The sequence below is a fragment of the Streptomyces sp. NPDC005799 genome (assembly GCF_040630525.1).
Classification (GTDB): Bacteria; Actinomycetota; Actinomycetes; order Streptomycetales; family Streptomycetaceae; genus Streptomyces; species Streptomyces griseorubiginosus_B.
On record NZ_JBEXXQ010000047.1, the window covers coordinates 65,258 to 83,816 of the forward strand.

Below are 18,559 nucleotides of genomic sequence, written 5' to 3' on the forward strand. Positions count from 1 at the left end.
TCCGGCGTTTGAGGACGAGGCCCGGAGGGCCGACGGGGGTCCAGGGGGCGGAGCCCCCTGGACGGGGTCGAAGGGGCGGCAGCCCCTGGGGACGGGACGGGTAGGGGCGGCGGGGGCGAGAACAAGCCGGGGGTCTCGCCCACCGCGCCTCACAACCGTCCGATGTCCACGCGCGGCATCTTCGGCGCCCGCCGAGCCGGCGTACGTCCGCTCAGCAGGATCAACCGGGCGGCCCGATGCCGCTGCCCCGCATACGGCTCCAGCAGCTTCAGCATCACGGAGTCGTCCGCGTCCCGGTCCCCGGCCAGCGCCCACCCCACGATTCCCGGCAGATGCAGGTCGCCCACGGTCACCGCGTCCGCCGCCCCATGGCTGCGCTGCACGACCTCCGCCGATGTCCACGGCCCGATCCCCGGCACGACCTCCAGCCGGGCCTGCGCCTTCTCCGGCGACATCCCCACGGCCTCCTCCAGCCGCCCGGCCACCCGGACGGCCCGCAGGATCGTCGACGCCCGCTTGTTGTCGACCCCGGCCCGATGCCACTCCCACGACGGGATCAGCGCCCAGGTCCGGGGCCCCGGCATCACCCACAACCGTCCCCCGGCCGCGGGTCCGGGCGCCGGCTCCCCGAACTTCCGCACCAGCAGCCGCCACGCCCGGTACGCCTCGTCGGTCGTGACCTTCTGCTCCAGTACGGACGGGATCAACGACTCCAGCACCAGCCCGGTCCGCGTCAGACGCAACCCCGGCCGCCGGTGCCACGCCGACGCCACCACCCGGTGCCGCGGCACGAACGCCTCCGGCTCGTCGGCTCCGCCCAGCAGCTCCGGCAACTGCTCCAGCAGCCACTCGGCCCCCGGCCCCCAGGCCTCGCCCCGGACCGCGCCCCCGCTCACGGACACCCGCAGCGTCCCGGGCCCGCCGGGCGTCAGACTCGCCCGCCACACGGACCCGTCGGGCATGGCCCGGAAGGTCGGATCCCCGGGCCCGCGCCGCAGCACGCCCAGCACCAGCCCCAGCTCCAGCGGCCCGGCGGGCACCACGGTCCGCACCCGACCGGGCGCCGCGGCCTGCCGGGGTATCCCGGCGGGCACACCGACATGCCCGCCCCGCACGGTCGTACGAGTGGGCCGAGGAGAGAAGCGTCCTGCCAAGGCTGCGTTCCTGGATGTCGGGGACGTCCCGAGGGACTGTCGGGGGCGTGCAAGAGCCTAGGGGGTACGGGCTCTGGATCACCGCACCTCGACGAACCCCTCCACATCCCGCTCGCCGCGCGCCCGCGGCTCCTCGGCCGGATGCCCCACGGCCACCGCCCCCATCGGATCCCACTCCTCGGGCAACCCCAGGACCTCCCGCACCACGTCCCGGCAGAACATGGTCGACGACACCCATGCCGAGCCCAGCCGCTCACCGGCCAGCCCGACCAGGAAGTTCTGCACGCCGGCGCCCGTCGCGACGACGAACATCTCCCGCTCGGCCCCGTCGCGTCGCGGGTCCCCGTATGTGTGCGATCCGTCCATCACCAGACACGGCACCACCAGGTAGGGCGCGTTGCGCAGCACGTCCCCCCGCCGCACCCGTCTGGCGATCGACTCCTCGCTCTTGCCGTCGCGCCGCAGGTCCGCGATCCACGCGTCCCGCATCGCGTCGAGCAGCCGGGTCCGCGACTCCGTCGACTCCAGCAGCACGAACCGCCACGGCGTGGTGTGATGCGGCGCGGGCGCGGTGACCGCCAGGGCCACGGCCCGCCGCACCGCCCCGGGGTCGACGGGCTCGTCCGTGAAGGCCCGTACGGTACGGCGCTGGGTCACCGCCTCCCGTACCGCCTCGGAGGTCCCCAGCCGGAACATGTCGTCGCGCGCCTCGCGCACCATGGCCCGCGCCCCTTCCCCCTGGTCCTGGGCGACCACGTGCGCCAGCCCGCGCACCACGGCGACGGGGCGTCCGGCGGCCTTGCCCTTGACCAGGTCACCGGCGGCGGCGAGCTCGTCCGCGGTGGCCACGACGGTCGCGCTCAGCGGATTGCCGTACGCGTCCGTGCCCCCGCGCAGATCGTCCAGCACGCGCACCCCGGCGGCGCCGATGGCGACGTCCGTGAGCCCCGCGCGCCAGGGCCGGCCGAAGGTGTCGGTCACCACGACCCCCACATCGACGCCGAGGGCCGCGCGCAGTCCGTCGCGGATCGCGCGCGCGGAGGCGTCCGGGTCCTCGGGCAGCAACAGGACGGTGCCCGCCGGGGTGTTGGAGGCGTCGACGCCGGCCGCCGCCATGACCAGCCCCTGCCGGTTCTCGACGATCCGCAGCGCCCCGCGCCGGGCCACGACCCGCACGGTCTCGGCGTCGATCGCGGCCTCCCGGTCCGCGGCGGCGACGATCCGCCCCTCCGCCTTGGACACGATCTTCGAGGTGACGAGCAGGACGTCCCCGTCGGCCAGCCCCGGCTCGGCGGCGGCGATCAGCTTGGCGACGTCGTCCCCGGGCTGCACCTCGGGGAGCCCGGGCACCGCCCAGACCGTGTAACCGTCGGACGGGGTCCCGCTCACGAGGCCCGCACCTCCTCCGCCAGCTCCAGCGCCTCCCGGGCCATCCGCGCGGTCGCCTCCAGGTCGGTCATCATCAGCGGCACGGCCCGGCACCGGATCCCGGCGGCCTCGACGCGCTCCACGGCGCCCGCGTCCACGGTGTCGACGAGCCAGCCGTCCAGCAGCCCCGAGCCGTAGTGCTCGGCGACCGCCGCGGCCGTCGACTCCACGCCCACCGCCGCGAGCACCTTGTCGGCCATGCCGCGCACGGGCGCGTCCCCGACGATGGGGGACAGGCCCACCACCGGCACCCCGGCCTCCGCGATCGCCTCCCGTATCCCCGGCACCGCGAGGATCGTGCCCACCGACACGACCGGGTTCGACGGCGGGAAGAGGATGACGTCCGCCTCCGCGATCGCCTCCAGCACTCCGGGCGCCGGCTTCGCCTGCTCGGCCCCGACCGGTACGACCGCCTCGGCCGGCACGGAGGCCCGCAGCCGCACCCAGTACTCCTGGAAGTGCACGGCCCTGCGCTCGCCGTCGACCTCGACGGCGACATGCGTCTCGACGCGGTCGTCGGTCATGGGGATCAGCCGTACGCCCGGCTGCCACCGGTCGCACAGCGCCTCCGTCACCGCGCTCAGCGGATAGCCGGCGCCCAGCATCTGGGTCCGCACGATGTGCGTGGCGAAGTCCCGGTCGCCGAGCCCGAACCACTCCGGGCCCACACCGTAGGCCGCGAGCTCCTCCTTGAGGTGGAAGGTCTCGTCGGCCCGCCCCCAGCCCTGGTCCTCGTTGATGCCGCCGCCGAGCGTGTACATCACCGTGTCGAGGTCCGGGCAGACCTTGAGCCCGAAGAGGTGGATGTCGTCCCCGGTGTTGCCGATGACCGTGACGTCCGCGTCCGGCACGGCCCGCTTCAGACCGCGCAGGAACCGGGCACCACCGATGCCGCCTGCCAGAACCACAATGCGCATGGGGCCAAGTCTCGCAGGCGGGTACGACAACGCGTCAGGCAGTCACCGGACGCGCCTCGCAGGCGGCACTCGTGTGCATCGGCATCTCGGTCAGGCCCGGGTAGTAGACGTGCAGACTGATCGCGGGCTCCAGGGCGTCGTTGACGACCTCGTGCACGTACCCCGGCGCGAACACGCGCTGCGCCCCGGCCGCCAGCGCGCGCGTGCCGCGTCCGGTGCGCTCGGTCAGCGTGCCCTCCAGGACCGTGAGCACCCCGGAGGAGCGCCCGTGGTCGTGCGGCCCGCTGCCCTGGCCCGGAACCCAGGACAGCAGCCACACCTCGTAGCCGGGGCCGGTGCGCAGCCGGTGGTACCAGCGCGTCGTGGCGTCGTACTCGACGAGGTGCTCCCACTGGGCGCGGTCGGTGGCGATGGCACGGGCCAGGCCCACGAACTCGGCCACGGTGGCCGGGTGCTCGCGCGGCGGCTGCAGCAGGTGGGTGACTTGAAGGATGTCGCCGGCGATCTGGAGGTCGTTGTCGCTGTTCATAAGGAGTGCTGTGGTTCCTCAGTGAAAGAAGGTCAGAGGGAACGGGGTGATGGGAAAACGCCGACCGGGTCGCAGGGGACTCGGTCACAGCCGGAGCGAGACGTGGCTCAACAGCTGGAACAGCAACAACAGCTACAGCGCGCGCGGGCAGCACCATGGGACCCGGCGGAGCCGGTCGAGGTGAGTGCCAAGTTCGCGAGCATGCCCACAAGGCAATCGGTTCACACCTCGACTGTCAACTCGACGCCCGGTATGTGGGACCGGTTTCACCTCATCCGGTTCAACTGAGAGGTGAAAGGTTTGTGCTGGCGTCCTCGGGGACACATGGCGCACAACCGGGCGCACAAGCCTCGTTGTGATCCCGTGATCCGACTGTGATCCGGCTTGCTTCGGGATGCGCGTGGAACGAGATCGAACATCCGGGCGTCCTTCCCCGTACAAGGCTCTGTACGGGCCGGAGGCCCTCGGGGGCCTCGTCTGCATGTCAAGGTTTATGCCGATTTGAACACTTTCCGCATGGCCTTGGTTCCGCAGAGTGAATAAGGGGCTCAATAGCAGATCTCGGCTTGACTCGCCCGGAGCAGCACACTTGTAATTTCACTCGTGTCGTTCAGCCGGAATCGGTAACGGCTACATCACGGGGACGCGAAAGACGGACGAGGGGCGCACATGACCGAGCTGGTGCAGCAACTGCTGGTCGACGACGCGGACGAGGAACTCGGCTGGCAGGAGCGCGCGCTGTGCGCCCAGACCGACCCCGAGTCCTTCTTCCCCGAGAAGGGCGGCTCGACCAGGGAGGCCAAGAAGGTCTGCCTCGCCTGTGAGGTCCGCTCCGAGTGCCTCGAGTACGCCCTCGCCAACGACGAGCGCTTCGGCATCTGGGGCGGCCTGTCCGAACGGGAGCGACGCCGCCTGAAGAAGGCGGCCGTCTGAGCGGACGGCCCCCACTCCCCACGCAACCGAACGGCCCGTCGCAGGTGGGTTATCCACAGGCGGCGGGCCGCCCCTGTGCCCAGCCGATAGTGTGGTCGCTCGTCCGAGACGCCTCGCTGCCCCCACCGGGCACAGACGTCCACCGCAGTCCAGCGAACCGGGGCCCGTACCTCGATGTCCGTGCACAGCCACACGGCAGCCCAACACGACGCTGCCACGCCTGAGTTCCCGCGTCACGTGGTGACCGCGGTGCTCGTCTCCCACGACGGCGCCCGCTGGCTGCCCGACGCGCTCGCCGGGCTGCTCGGCCAGGAGCGGCCCGTCCAGTTCGCCATGGCCGCCGACACCGGCAGCGCCGACGACTCCGCCCAGCTGGTCACCCAGGCCCTCGGCGCCGACCGGGTGCTGCACCTCGCCCGTCGCACCGGCTTCGGCCAGGCCGTCGAGGAGGCGGCCCGGACCGCCCCCGTGCTCACCCCGGACGAACTGCCCTATCTGAAGCGGCCCAGCGGCTGGGACCCCGTCACCCGCACCTGGCGCGACGACGCCTACGACATGCCGGAGCTGCCGCACGGCGAGCCGGTCCAGTGGCTGTGGCTGCTGCACGACGACAGCGCCCCCGACCCCGACGCCCTGGCCCAGCTGCTGCGCGTCGTGGAGAACGAACTGGAGCTCGGCCGCGACGACGTGGCCGTCGTCGGCCCCAAGCTGCGCGGCTGGTACGACAAGCGCCAGCTGCTCGAGGTCGGCGTCTCCATCGCCAACTCCGGCCGCCGCTGGACCGGCCTGGACCGCCGCGAGCAGGACCAGGGACAGCACGACCACGTCCGGTCCGTGCTGTCGGTGTCCACCGCCGGCATGCTGATCCGGCGCGACGTCTTCGAGCAGCTCGGCGGCTTCGACAAACGGCTGCCGCTGATGCGCGACGACGTCGACCTGTGCTGGCGCGCCACCGCCGCCGGCCACCGCGTCCTCGTCGCCCCCGAGGCGGTCGTACGGCACGCGGAGGCCGCCTCCCGCGAGCGCCGCACCGTCGACTGCGTGGGCCGCAGCGCCGCCTCCCCGCACATGGTCGACAAGGCGGGCGCCGCCTACACCCTCCTCGTCAACGCGCGTACGGCCGCGCTGCCCTGGGTGCTGCTGCGCCTGGTGCTCGGCACGCTCGTGCGTACCGTCGCCTATCTCGTCGGCAAGGTCCCCGGACAGGCCCTCGACGAGATCCGCGGCCTGCTGGGCACCCTCTTGCGGCCCGAGCGGATCATCGCCGGCCGGCGCAGACGCGGGCAGCCGCAGATCGACAAGGGCGAGCTGCGCGCGCTGTTCCCGCCGCCCGGCGCGACCGTGCGGGCCACCGTCGAGCAGGTCGCGGGCGACCTCTTCGGCAGCTCCGACCCCGACGCCACCTCCGGCGCGGGACGGCACGGCGGCGGGATCGAGTCCGGGCCCGGCGGCGACGACGCCGACTTCCTGGAGATCGAGCAGTTCGCCCGCCTCAAGCGCATCGCCCGCGCGCCCGGCCCGATGCTCTTCCTGGTCCTGCTGTTCGTCTCCCTGATCGCCTGCCGCGACCTGCTCGCAAGCGGCGCGCTCTCCGGCGGCGCCCTGCTGCCCGCGCCGGGCGACTCCAGTGAGCTGTGGTCGCGCTACCTCGACGCCTGGCACGCGGTGGGCGCCGGTGGCACCCCGTCCGCGCCGCCGTACCTGGCGATCGTGGCGACGCTGTCCTCCATGCTGTTCGGCTCGACCGGGCTCGCCGTCACGGTCCTGCTGGTCTGCTCGGTGCCGCTGGCCAGCTTCACCGCCTACTTCGCCTCCCGTCCGCTCATCGAGTCGCGGCTGCTGCGCGCGTGGGCGGCCGTCGTCTACGCCTTCCTGCCCGCCGCCACCGGCGCCCTCGCGGGCGGCCGCATCGGCACCGCCGTACTCGCCGTCCTGCTGCCGCTCGTCGCCCGCGCGGGCGTGGCGGCGAGCGGCCTGGCGAACACCTCGGGAACGCGCGGCAGCTGGCGCGCCACCTGGGCGTACGCGCTGCTGCTGACGATCACCACCGCCTTCACGCCGATCGTGTGGCCGATCGCCCTGATCCTGGGCGTCGCGGTCCTGGCCGTGCGCCGCACCGACATCACCGCCCACGGCCTGCGCTTCCTGGCCCAGCTGGGCACGCCCCTGCTGGTCCTCGCCCCCTGGTCGCTGACCCTGCTGCCGTCCGGCTTCTTCAAGGAGGCCGGTCTGGACTACGGCCCCTCGGCCGCCTCCGCCCTCGACCTGCTCGGCGCGAGCCCCGGCGGCCCGGGCACGGTCAGCGGACTGATGCTGATCGGCATCGTGCTGGCCGCACTGGCCGCCCTGCTGCGCTCGGAGCGCCAGTCCGGCATCTGGGCGGCCTGGGTGGTCGCCCTCGTGGGCCTGGTCTTCGCCGTCCTGTCCAATGACTCGACCTGGGCGGGACCGGCGACCCTCGTCTATGGCATCGCCCTGCTCGCCGCCGCCGCCCTCGGCGCCGACGGGGCCCGCGCGCGGGTGGCCGAGCAGAGCTTCGGCTGGCGCCAGCCGGTGGCCGCGCTGATCGCCTTCGCCTCGCTCGGCGGCCCGCTGCTGATCGCCGGCGGTTGGATGCTCCGCGGCGCCGACGGCCCGGTCGAACGGCGCGACCCCACCCAGGTGCCCGCGTTCGTCGCCGAGGAGAGCGGCACCCGCGACCAGGCACGCACGCTGGTCCTCGACAGCGACTCCACCGCGCGCGTCGGCTACACCCTGGTCCGCGGCTCCGGCGCCCGCATGGGCGACGCCGAGACGGCCGCGGCCGACGGCGAGAACGCCCAGCTGGACAAGGTCGTCGCCAACCTGGTCGCCGGCTCCGGCGCCGACCAGGCCGACCAGCTCGGCAAGTTCGCCGTGCGCTACGTCCTCGTCCACAAGGGCGCGCCCCGCGAGATCACCCGCGTCCTGGACGCCACGCCGGGTCTGTCCCGGCTGAGCCAGCAGCGCGGCAGCGCGCTGTGGCGGGTCGACCAGGAGGTCGCGCGCGCCACCATCGTCTCCGGCACCGGCGCCCCGCAGCCTGTCGCCGCCGGACCCGTCGACATCCACACCACGGTCCCGGCCGGCCCCGACGGCCGCGTCCTGCGCCTGGCCGACACCGCCGCCGAGGGCTGGACGGCCACCCTCGACGGCAAGCCGCTCACCCGCACCACGGTCGACGGCTGGGCCCAGGCCTTCCAGCTCCCCGCCTCCGGCGGCCGCGTCGACGTCACCTACGACGCCCCGATCACCCACACCGCCTGGCTGTGGGCCCAGGGCGCCCTCGCCGTCGTCCTCGTCGTCCTCGCCCTGCCCGGCAGGCGCCGCGACGTCGACGACGACCTCCCCGAGGAGCCGTCGGTCCCCGCCGAGGCCGTCGCCGGCGAGGGCCGCCGCGCCCGACGCCTGCGCGCCCAGGCCGAGACCGAGGCCGAGGAAGCCGACCAGAGCGAGGAGTTCCCGTCTCCTCCGCAGGAGGAGACTCCGGTCGCCGTCCCGCAGCAGCAGGCCTACGACGAGTGGAACCCGGCGACCTACGCGGGCGCCCAGTACGGCGACTACGCCGAGCAGCAGCAGTACCAGGGCGCCCAGCAGTACCCGGCGGGCTACGACCAGACCTACCAGGCGGACCCGTACCAGAGCGGCCAGTACGACCCGTACGGCTACGGCGGCCAGACCCAGGCGTACGACCAGACCGCCTACGACCCGACGTACCAGCAGGGTCACGACCCCGCGTACGACCCGGCGCAGCAGCACCCGCACGCCCCTGAGCGCCCCGACGGGAGTCAGCAGTGAACCGCACCACCCTGTCCCTGATCGCCGGGACCGCCGCGCTCGCCGCCGTCACGGGCTTCGCGTCGCTGTCCGCGCCGGGCGCCTCCGGCACGGACACCGCCAGGGCGGCCGCCGAACTGCCCGTGGAGCGCACCTCACTGCTGTGCCCGGCACCCAGCACCTCCGACCTCGCCGAGACCTCGTACACGTCCTTCACGCCCGTCACCAAGGGCACGGGAAGCGACGGCAGGTCCGCGTTCCAGGCCGCCGCCGGGCAGTCGGCCGACGGGACGGGCGACACCGGCAAGACGGACGGCAAGAACGGCGACAAGAAGGGCGGCGACAAGAAGGGCGGCAAGAAGAAGACCGGCGCGCCGACCCTCACCCCCAAGGAGCCCGGCACTCCGGTCACGGCCGACGCCTCCGGTTCGGACACGCCCGGTCTGGTCGGCACGGCCGAGGGGAAGTTCGCGCCCGGCTGGACGGTCCAGGAGACCACCGAGGTCGCCGCGGGCAACGGGCGCGGCCTGCAGGGCGTCAACTGCACCGCTCCCGACACCGAGTTCTGGTTCCCGGGCGCCAGCACCGCCACCGGCCGCACCGACTACGTGCACCTGACCAACCCCGACGACTCCGCCGCCGTCGCCGACATCGAGCTCTACGGCAAGGACGGCGACCTCAAGTCCACGGTGGGCGAGGGCATCACGGTCCCGCCGCACTCCAGCGAGCCGATCCTGCTGTCCACGCTCACCGACGAGAAGCAGACCGACCTCACCGTCCACGTGAACGTCCGCAGCGGCCGGCTGGGCGCCGCCGTCCAGGCGCTGGACGACAAGGCCGGTGGCGACTGGCTGGCCGCCGCCACCGACCCCTCGGGCAGCCTCGTCCTGCCGGGCATCCCCAAGGACGCCACATCCGTGCGCCTGATCGCCTTCACGCCCGGCGACGCGGACGCCGACCTGAAGGTGCGTCTCGCCTCCCCGACCGGTTCGATCACCCCGGCGGGCAACGAGACGCTGCACGTCAAGGCGGGCATGACGACCGCCGCCGACCTCGGTGACGTCACCCGTGGCGAGGCGGGCTCCCTGATCCTCACGCCGACCGGCCAGTCCGTGCCGGTCGTCGCCGCGCTGAAGGTCGTACGGGGCAAGGGCGCCAAGCAGGAGACGGCGTTCATCCCGGCCACCGCGCCGGTCGGCACGCGCGCGACGTCCGCCGACAACAGCGGCAAGGGCACCACCCTGTCCATCACCGCGCCCACGCGCACCGCGCAGGTGAAGGTCACCGCCTCGGCGGGCAGCGACGGCGGTACGGCGGTCTCGAAGACGTACACGATCAAGGCCGGCACCACCCAGGACGTCGACGCCCCGGTCCCGAGCGGTCCGAAGGGCACGTACGCGCTGACGGTCGAGCCCGTGTCCGGCGGCCCCGTGTACGCCGCGCGCACCCTGGCGGTGACGGAAGGGGGCGTGTCGGGCTTCACGGTGCAGACGCTGCCGGACGACCGGGGGATGGTCGCCGTACCGGAGACGGACCAGGACCTGTCGGTGCTGCAGAAGTAGGTGGGCGGCGGGGGGTCAGTCCTCGCCGTAGCGCGGGTCGACCGTCTCGGGGGTCAGCCCCAGGATCTCGGCGACCTGCTCGACGACGACCTCGTGCACCAGGGCGGCCCGCTCGTCGCGCCCCTTCGTGCGGATCTCCACCGGCCGCCGGTAGACCACCACGCGCGCGGGACGTCCCTCGCGCGCGGCGATCGTGCCGCCCAACGGCACCGCCTCGTCGTTCCAGCTCTGCCCGGGGCCGTCCAGACGCGGCACCTCGAGGACGAGGAAATCGATGTCGGCGAGCTGGGGCCAGCGCCGCTCCAGGCGCTCCACCGAGTCCTGCACCAGATCCGCGAACGCGTCGGCGCGGCTCGCGGCGAGCGGCACCTGGGGCGGTGCGATCGGCCCGCGCATGCCGCGGCCGTGGCGGTCACGACGACGGGGCCCGGGGGCAGCGGCCCGGGGCGGTACGGGGTTGTCCATCACCGGTGAAGCGTAGTCCCCGCGCGGACCGGCCGCCCGACCCCACGCGGCATACCGGACGGTCCCGGGGGCCCGATAAGCCCTGTCCCAGGATGACCATTCCAGCCAAGGTTGGGCTCGATTCCGTATCTCTCCGAGACCGTCGATGTCGAGGCAAATGACGGTGTTTGTACGGAGTGTTGATCGTACGAGAGGTCGGTCGATGCCCTGTGAACGGATGTCCCCGCAGGTCAGCGGGGGGTGGCGGAAGGGGTGTGTGGGGCGATTCACAGCACGACACGGTGGGGTGACCTGGGGGAGAGTCGTCGCGGCCCGCTCAAGAGTGCGGTACCGTCCAACGTCGTGAGCCCTGTACGTCGCTGTTCGCGAACCGCCTGCGGCCGACCCGCCGTCGCGACGCTGACGTACGTCTACGCCGACTCGACCGCGGTCCTCGGCCCGCTCGCCACCTACGCCGAACCCCACTGCTACGACCTGTGCGCCGAGCACTCCGAGCGCCTCACCGCCCCGCGCGGCTGGGAGGTCGTCCGCCTCCTCGACGGCTCCGCCCCGGCCCGCCCCAGCGGCGACGACCTGGAAGCGCTTGCCAACGCGGTGCGCGAAGCGGCCCGTCCGCAGGAGCGGGCGGCCCAGGCGGGCGGCGGCGGGGCCCGCTCGGCGGACCCCATGGAGGTCGCGCGCCGCGGCCACCTGCGGGTACTGCGCTCCCCGGACAACTGACCGGCTCCCGGGGACAGTTCCGTTTCGGGCTCCGCAGGTCCTCCCTCGGTTTCCCCGTCCGGGCGTTCCCGCCCGCGTCCTTTGCCCGTACCCGGTCCTGACCCGAGCCAACGGCTCAGATCGCGCTACGCGACGTCCGGACGGCACCCGGTCATCCGGTACGGGTAGTTTGTGGCCACCGATAGGACTCCAGGAGGGTTGGCCGTGGCTGCTGATCTGTCGCAGATCGTGAAGGCGTACGACGTACGCGGAGTGGTCCCGGACCAGTGGGACGAGACACTGGCCGAGCTCTTCGGCGCCGCCTTCGTCCGCGTCACCGGGGCGGACGCGATCGTGACCGGCCACGACATGCGCCCGTCCTCGCCGGGCCTGTCCCGTGCCTTCGCGCGCGGCGCGGCGGCCCGGGGCGCCGACGTCACCGAGATCGGCCTGTGCTCGACGGACCAGCTGTACTACGCCTCGGGCGCGCTCGGCCTGCCGGGCGCCATGTTCACGGCCTCGCACAACCCGGCCCAGTACAACGGCATCAAGATGTGCCGGGCGGGCGCGGCGCCGGTGGGCCAGGACACGGGCCTGGCCCAGATCCGCGAACTGGCGGAGGAGTGGACCGAGTCGGGCGCGCCGGAACCGGCCGCGTCACCGGGAACCATCACACAGCGTGACACGTTGACGGACTACGCGGCCCACCTCCGCTCCCTCGTGGACCTGACCTCCATCCGCCCCCTGAAGGTCGTGGTCGACGCGGGCAACGGCATGGGCGGTCACACCGTGCCCACGGTGTTGGAGGGCCTGCCCCTGACCGTCGTCCCGATGTACTTCGAACTCGACGGCACCTTCCCCAACCACGAGGCCAACCCGCTCGACCCGGCCAACCTCGTCGACCTGCAGCAGCGCGTGCGCGAGGAGTCCGCCGACCTCGGCATCGCCTTCGACGGCGACGCGGACCGCTGCTTCGTGGTCGACGAGCACGGCGACCCGGTCTCCCCGTCCGCGATCACGGCGCTGGTGGCCGCGCGCGAACTGGCGAGGAACGGCGGCAAGGGCGTGATCATCCACAACCTGATCACGTCGTGGTCGGTCCCCGAGGTGGTCAGGGAGCACGGCGGCACCCCGGTCCGCACCCGGGTCGGCCACTCCTTCATCAAGGCCGAGATGGCTTCGTCGGGCGCGATCTTCGGCGGCGAGCACTCCGCGCACTACTACTTCAAGGACTTCTGGAACGCCGACACGGGCATGCTGGCGGCCCTGCACGTCCTCGCGGCCCTGGGCGGCCAGTCCGACCCCCTGTCCTCACTCGTGGCCGCATACGACCGCTACGTGGGCTCCGGCGAGATCAACTCCACGGTGGCCGACCAGAAGTCCCGCCTGGCGGCGATCCGATCGACGTACGGCGCCCGCGAGGACGTCACCCTCGACGAACTCGACGGCCTCACCGTCACCTCCACCGACTGGTGGTTCAACGTCCGCCCCTCCAACACGGAACCGCTGCTGCGGCTGAACGCGGAGGCGAGGGACGAGGCGACGATGACCAAGGTGCGGGACGAGGTACTGGCGATCATCAGGGCCTGAACCGGACTTCTCCGGCTGACCTGAGTGACCCGGCTTGTCCAGCGCTTGACGTCGGTCGCATCACTCAGCCCGTCGAGTGCTTGACGCCGGTCCGCATCATCCATTCCGTCGAGCGTGTGACGCCGGTCCTGATCATCCAGCCCGTCCGGCGTTTGAGGACGAGGCCCGAAGGGCCGATCGGGGTCCGGGGCGGAGCCCGGGCGGCGGTGAAGGGGGCGGAGCCCCCCGGAGCGGGGTCGAAGGGGCGGCAGCCCCCGGGGATGGGACGGGTAGGGGCGGCGGGGACGAGAAACCAGTCCCGCCCGCCCACCCACCCCCACCCAACCCCCGCCACCCCGCCCCTACCGGCGGTACCCTGACCAGGCACATCCGCGCACCCCGCACACCGACCCGCACGCGCACGCGTACCCGCCCCGAAGGGACACCCCATGCCGCTCGAAGCCGGCCTCCTGGAGATCCTCGCCTGCCCGGCCTGCCACGCCCCCCTCAAGGAGCAGGACACCGAGCTGATCTGCACCGGCCAGGACTGCGGCCTCGCCTACCCGGTCCGCGACGACATCCCCGTCCTCCTCGTCGACGAGGCCCGCCGCCCCGCGTAAAGCGAGCCGCGCCCCGCGCCAAGCAGGCGCAGAGGCGACCTGCTCACCAGACGACGAGCGCCGCCTGCAAGCGCCGCAGCCCGCCGCCGACGCGAGACCCCTGTCACCGACGCGAGCGCCGATCTCCGCCCCGACGCAAGCGGACAAGACCGCAACCACTGCGCGAAACGAGCCTCCGTAGCCGCTCCGAGCGACACAGCCCGCGACCGACGTGCCTCACGGGCCGCCGACGTACCCGACAGCCCCGCCGCCCGCACAACTGACAAACCGCAACAAGCCACAGACAGCACAGACAGCCGCAACAAGCCACAGACAAGCCGAAGACAGCCGCAACAAGCCACAGACGAGCAACATCAAGGCGTCCCCCCGGCCGACAACCCCAAGGACGCCCGCCCACACGCCCGCCCGCCAAGCCGCCACCGGCACAACCGTCGCCGGCGATCGGAGGCCGCCGCCCCATGCTCGACGAATCGCTGCTCGACACCCCCGAGGCCCTGTCGGAGGCCGACCGCCGCGGCCTGCTGCGCGGCGCCGCCGAGGCCGGCGCCCGCGTCCGTACCGCCGCCCGGCACGCCGCCGAGGCCGGCGTCAACGACCTCAAGCCCGACGGCCGCCCCCGCGCCGTTCTCATCGCGGGCCCCGGCGCCGCCGCCACCCACGCCGCCGACCTCCTCGGCACCCTCGCCGGCCCCGGCAGCCCCGTCATCCGCCTCGCCCCGACCGGCGTGGCCCCCGCGGCCGGCGCCCTGCGCTGGGAACTCCCCGGCTGGGCCGGCTCGGTCGACCTGCTCCTGATCGCCACCCCGGACGGCACCGAACCAGGCCTGTCCCTCCTCGCCGACGCGGCCTACCGCCGGGGCTGCACGGTCGTCGCCGTCGCCCCCGCCCGCACGCCCCTCACCGAGGCGGTGGAAGGCGCCCACGGCTTCTTCGTACCGATGGCGACGGCCCCGTACGACCAGGACGAGCCCCTCGCGGCCTCGGCCCCCGGCGTCCTGTGGGCGCTGTTGACGCCCCTGCTCGCGCTCCTGGACCGCACCGGTCTGCTCAGCGCCCCGGCGGACGCGATCGAGAAGGTCGCCGACCGCCTCGACCAGGTCGCCGAGCGCTGCGGCCCCGCCATCGCGACCTACAGCAACCCCGCGAAGACCCTCGCCGCCGAACTCGCCGACGCACTGCCGGTCGTGTGGACCGAGGGCACCTCGGCGGGCCCGGCCGGGCGGCGGTTCGCCGCCGCGCTCGCGGAACTCTCCGGCACCCCCGCCGTCGTCGCCGAACTCCCCGAGGCGCTCGCCGCGCACAGCGCCCTCCTGGCCGGCCCACTCGCCGCCAGCGCCGACCCGGACGACTTCTTCCGCGACCGTGTGGAGGAGCCGCCCGCGCTGCACGCGCGCGTGGTGCTCCTGCGCGACCGTCCCATCGGCGGCCTCACCGCGGCCCCGGCCGCCCGTGACCTGGCCCTCAGCCACGACACGCCGATCAGCGAGCTGGAGCCGCAGGAGGGCGGCGAACTGGAGACGCTCGCCGAACTGATCGCCATCACCGATTTCGCCGCCGTTTACCTGGCGCTCGCCTCGGGGGCCTGATCTTGACGCCTGCGCCCTGAACAGCCCTACCCGCACGCGCGTACCGATCGACCGGCAGAGAGAACCGCATGGACCGCCTGGACAACACCATCCGCCCCTACGCCTGGGGTTCCGCCACCGCCATCCCCGCCCTCCTCGGCGTCGAACCGAGCGGTGAACCCCAGGCGGAGATGTGGATGGGCGCCCACCCCGGTGCCCCCTCGCGTACCGCACGCGGCACCCTGGTGGAGGTGATCGACGCGGCCCCGGAGAAGGAACTGGGCCCTGAGGCCGTCGCCAAGTTCGGCCCCCGTCTGCCGTTCCTGTTCAAGATCCTCGCCGCCGGCGCCCCCCTCTCCCTCCAGGTGCATCCCGACCTCGCGCAGGCGAAGGAGGGCTACGAGGACGAGGAGCGCCGCCAGATCCCCGTCGACGCCCCGTACCGCAACTACAAGGACGCCAACCACAAGCCCGAACTGATCTGCGCGCTCACCGAGTTCGACGGCCTGTGCGGCTTCCGCGACCCGCTCCGGGCTGCCGATCTGCTGGACGGCCTCGGCGTCGACTCCCTCAAGCCGTACGTCGACCTGCTGCACGCCCACCCCGAGGACGCCGCTCTGCGCGAGGTCCTCACGGCGATCCTCAGCGCCGACCCGGAGGAGATGCGCCACACGGTCACCGAGGCCGCGGCCGCCTGCGCCCGCCTGGGTGGCGAGCACGCCCCGTACGCCGAGATCGCCCACCACTACCCGGGCGACCCCGGCGTCATCGCGGCGATGCTGCTCAACCACGTCCGTCTGCAGCCGGGCGAGGCCCTCTTCCTGGGCGCCGGCATCCCGCACGCGTACCTCAACGGCCTGGGTGTCGAGATCATGGCCAACTCCGACAACGTGCTGCGCTGCGGACTGACCCCCAAGCACGTCGACGTCCCCGAACTGCTGCGGATCGTCCGCTTCGAGGCGAGCGACCCGGGCGTGCTGCGGCCCGAGGCATCCCCGGACGGCGAGGAGGTCTACGAGACCCCCATCGACGAGTTCCGGCTGTCGCGGTACGTCCTCCCCGAGGGCGGCACGACCCACGACCTGACCCGCGCCACCCCGCAGATCCTGCTGTGCACGGCCGGCTCGGTACGGGCCGGAGAGCACGAACTGGCCCCCGGCCAGTCCGTGTTCGTCCCGGCGGGCGAGCAGGCCGAGGTGACGGGCGCGGGCACGATTTTCCGTGCCACTGTGATCGTATGACCGGGGTTGTGGATACCTGAGACGTCAGTGCCGGCCGGGACTGCAAGAATGGCCCACCGGCAAAGGACGGGCAAAGGCCGACACCGGCCGGACGGACGAGGGCGAAGGGACAACGCGGACACATGAGTGCGTCAGGCGGCACCAGGGCGATCGTGGCGGCACTCGGCGCCAACCTCGCGATCGCGGCATCGAAGTTCGTCGCGTTCGCCTTCAGCGGCTCCTCCTCGATGCTCGCCGAGGGTGTCCACTCGCTCGCCGACTCCGGCAACCAGTTCCTGCTGCTGATCGGCGGCAGGAAGGCCCAGCGCGAGGCGACCCCGCAACACCCCTTCGGCTACGGCCGCGAGCGGTACATCTACGCCTTCCTCGTCTCGATCGTGCTCTTCTCGGTCGGCGGCATGTTCGCCATCTACGAGGGCTACGAGAAGATCCGCCACCCGCACGAGGTGGAGCACTGGTACTGGCCGGTGGGCGTTCTCGTCTTCGCGATACTCGCCGAGGGCTTCTCCTTCAAGACGGCGATCAAGGAGTCGAACGAACTGCGGGGCAAGCTCTCCTGGTCGCAGTTCATCCGCCGCGCCAAGGCACCCGAGCTGCCCGTCGTCCTCCTGGAGGACTTCGGCGCACTCATCGGTCTGGTGCTCGCCCTCGGTGGCGTCGGCCTGGCCCTGCTCACCGGCGACGGCGTCTGGGACGGCATCGGCACGGTCTGCATCGGTGTGCTGCTCGTCTCCATCGCGCTCGTCCTCGCCGCCGAGACCAAGTCCCTCCTGCTCGGCGAGGCCGCGGGCCTGGAGGAGGTCAAGAAGATCGAGGCCGCCATCGTCGACGGTGACACCGTCACCGGCATCATCCACATGCGCACCCTCCACCTCGGTCCGGAGGAACTGCTGGTCGCCGCCAAGATCGCCGTCCAGCACGACGACACGGCCGCCGAGGTCGCCTCCGCCATCAACGCCGCCGAGGCCCGCATCCGCGCCGCGGTCCCCATCGCACGCGTGATCTACCTCGAACCGGACATCTACAGCGAGGCTGAGGCCGCCAAGGGCCCGGACCGCGAAGCGACACCGGGCGGCCCGGCCCCCCACCCCGCCGGCCACTGAACGGCCCGTCCGCCACCCGCAACACACCGTGATCGGCCTGATGTGTTCGATGGTGGACTGGGGACCGCCGGGGCGACCGGTGTAGCTTGGAACCGAGCCAGACGTCGCTGCTGATGGCGGTCGGGCGGTCCCACCGCGGACCGACCGAGGGAGAGAGGGCCTCCGACGGACTGCGCTGCGCGTACGCGGGCATGCCTGTGTCCTCTTTCGGGCACCCCTGTGTCCGCCGCCGCGCAGACCAGCCGTACCCAACCTCGCCCCAACCCCGAGGAGCAGCTCGCAATGACGACTGTCGAAAACCGACAGGACTTCAAGGTCGCCGACCTCTCCCTGGCCGAGTTCGGCCGCAAGGAGATCACCCTCGCCGAGCACGAGATGCCCGGCCTGATGTCCATCCGCAAGGAGTACGCCGACGCGCAGCCCCTGGCCGGCGCCCGCATCACCGGCTCCCTGCACATGACGGTGCAGACGGCCGTCCTCATCGAGACCCTCGCCGCCCTGGGCGCGCAGGTCCGCTGGGCCTCCTGCAACATCTTCTCCACCCAGGACCACGCGGCCGCCGCCATCGCCGTCGGCCCGAACGGCACGCCGGACAACCCCCAGGGCATCCCCGTCTTCGCCTGGAAGGGCGAGACGCTGGAGGAGTACTGGTGGTGCACCGAGCAGGCGCTGACCTGGCCGGACAGCCCCACCGGCGGCCCCAACATGATCCTCGACGACGGCGGTGACGCCACCCTCCTCGTCCACAAGGGTGTCGAGTTCGAGAAGGACGGCAAGGTCCCCTCCGTCGACACCGCCGAGTCCGACGAGCACCGCGTCATCCTCGAACTCCTGCACCGCACCATCACCGACGGCTCGCAGAAGTGGACCCAGCTGGCCTCCGAGATCCGTGGTGTGACGGAGGAGACCACGACGGGTGTGCACCGTCTGTACGAGATGCAGCGTGACGGCGTCCTGCTGTTCCCGGCGATCAACGTCA

15 protein-coding genes are annotated in these 18,559 nt (G+C 72.8%); 10 read left to right on the forward strand and 5 right to left on the reverse strand.

All coding sequences use genetic code 11. From position 1 onward, the window contains the following. Positions 1–149: 149 nt before the first annotated feature. The 4 genes from ABZ453_RS36440 to ABZ453_RS36455 form a co-directional block, all read right to left on the reverse strand. On the reverse strand, positions 150–1,154 hold the full coding sequence (locus ABZ453_RS36440) for a DNA-3-methyladenine glycosylase 2 family protein (RefSeq protein ID WP_359021931.1): 1,005 nt from the start codon (positions 1,152–1,154) through the stop codon (positions 150–152). Between the two features lie 78 nt (positions 1,155–1,232). Then, positions 1,233–2,543 carry a coenzyme F420-0:L-glutamate ligase gene (locus ABZ453_RS36445; protein ID WP_359021932.1) on the reverse strand — a complete coding sequence of 437 codons (1,311 nt, stop codon included), beginning with the start codon at positions 2,541–2,543 and terminating at the stop codon, positions 1,233–1,235. Continuing rightward, a complete protein-coding gene (gene cofD / locus ABZ453_RS36450) occupies positions 2,540–3,499 on the reverse strand; it encodes a 2-phospho-L-lactate transferase (RefSeq protein ID WP_359021934.1) in 960 nt (319 codons plus the stop codon). Before cofD ends, ABZ453_RS36445 begins: the two co-directional genes overlap by 4 nt. Positions 3,500–3,533: 34 nt before the next feature. Further along, positions 3,534–4,028, reverse strand: coding sequence for a cysteine dioxygenase family protein (locus ABZ453_RS36455; RefSeq protein ID WP_359021936.1), 495 nt, complete (start codon positions 4,026–4,028; stop codon positions 3,534–3,536). 669 nt (positions 4,029–4,697) lie between these two features. Between ABZ453_RS36455 and ABZ453_RS36460 the strand changes: the two genes are divergently transcribed. The 3 genes from ABZ453_RS36460 to ABZ453_RS36470 all read left to right on the forward strand — a co-directional run bounded on the left by ABZ453_RS36460 (position 4,698) and on the right by ABZ453_RS36470 (position 10,318). Next, positions 4,698–4,961 (forward strand): WhiB family transcriptional regulator, encoded by a 264-nt coding sequence (locus ABZ453_RS36460; protein WP_003975777.1) that lies wholly within the window; start codon positions 4,698–4,700, stop codon positions 4,959–4,961. A 174-nt stretch (positions 4,962–5,135) separates the two neighbouring features. Further along, complete coding sequence (locus tag ABZ453_RS36465; RefSeq protein ID WP_359021937.1) at positions 5,136–8,777, forward strand: glycosyltransferase; 3,642 nt, start codon at positions 5,136–5,138, stop codon at positions 8,775–8,777. Further along, positions 8,774–10,318, forward strand: a complete 1,545-nt coding sequence (locus ABZ453_RS36470; RefSeq protein WP_359021939.1) for a DUF5719 family protein — start codon at positions 8,774–8,776, stop codon at positions 10,316–10,318. The genes ABZ453_RS36465 and ABZ453_RS36470 overlap by 4 nt, the downstream gene beginning before the upstream one ends. Before the next feature lie 15 nt (positions 10,319–10,333). Here ABZ453_RS36470 and ABZ453_RS36475 read toward each other — a convergent pair whose 3' ends face one another. Next, complete coding sequence (locus ABZ453_RS36475; RefSeq protein WP_356768831.1) at positions 10,334–10,783, reverse strand: metallopeptidase family protein; 450 nt, start codon at positions 10,781–10,783, stop codon at positions 10,334–10,336. Between the two features lie 342 nt (positions 10,784–11,125). On the opposite strand from ABZ453_RS36475, the gene ABZ453_RS36480 reads away from it, so the two are divergent. The 7 genes from ABZ453_RS36480 to ABZ453_RS36510 form a co-directional block, all read left to right on the forward strand. Then, positions 11,126–11,503: a DUF3499 domain-containing protein gene (locus tag ABZ453_RS36480; protein WP_308286699.1), complete on the forward strand. Its 378-nt coding sequence runs from the start codon at positions 11,126–11,128 to the stop codon at positions 11,501–11,503. A 204-nt stretch (positions 11,504–11,707) separates the two neighbouring features. Further along, the gene (locus ABZ453_RS36485) at positions 11,708–13,072 is read left to right on the forward strand and encodes a phosphomannomutase/phosphoglucomutase (RefSeq protein WP_359021941.1); all 1,365 of its coding nucleotides are present in this window, start codon (positions 11,708–11,710) and stop codon (positions 13,070–13,072) included. Positions 13,073–13,500: 428 nt separating this feature from the next. Next, the gene (locus tag ABZ453_RS36490; RefSeq protein ID WP_133046004.1) at positions 13,501–13,671 is read left to right on the forward strand and encodes a Trm112 family protein; all 171 of its coding nucleotides are present in this window, start codon (positions 13,501–13,503) and stop codon (positions 13,669–13,671) included. 458 nt (positions 13,672–14,129) lie between these two features. Continuing rightward, on the forward strand, positions 14,130–15,257 hold the full coding sequence (locus ABZ453_RS36495; RefSeq protein ID WP_356768629.1) for an SIS domain-containing protein: 1,128 nt from the start codon (positions 14,130–14,132) through the stop codon (positions 15,255–15,257). Positions 15,258–15,325: 68 nt separating this feature from the next. Then, positions 15,326–16,477: a mannose-6-phosphate isomerase, class I gene (gene manA / locus ABZ453_RS36500; RefSeq protein ID WP_359021944.1), complete on the forward strand. Its 1,152-nt coding sequence runs from the start codon at positions 15,326–15,328 to the stop codon at positions 16,475–16,477. 122 nt (positions 16,478–16,599) lie between these two features. Beyond that, a complete protein-coding gene (locus ABZ453_RS36505; RefSeq protein WP_359021946.1) occupies positions 16,600–17,580 on the forward strand; it encodes a cation diffusion facilitator family transporter in 981 nt (326 codons plus the stop codon). A gap of 282 nt (positions 17,581–17,862) precedes the next feature. Further along, on the forward strand, positions 17,863–18,559 hold a 697-nt coding region (locus ABZ453_RS36510), incomplete at its 3' end, for an adenosylhomocysteinase (protein ID WP_359021948.1).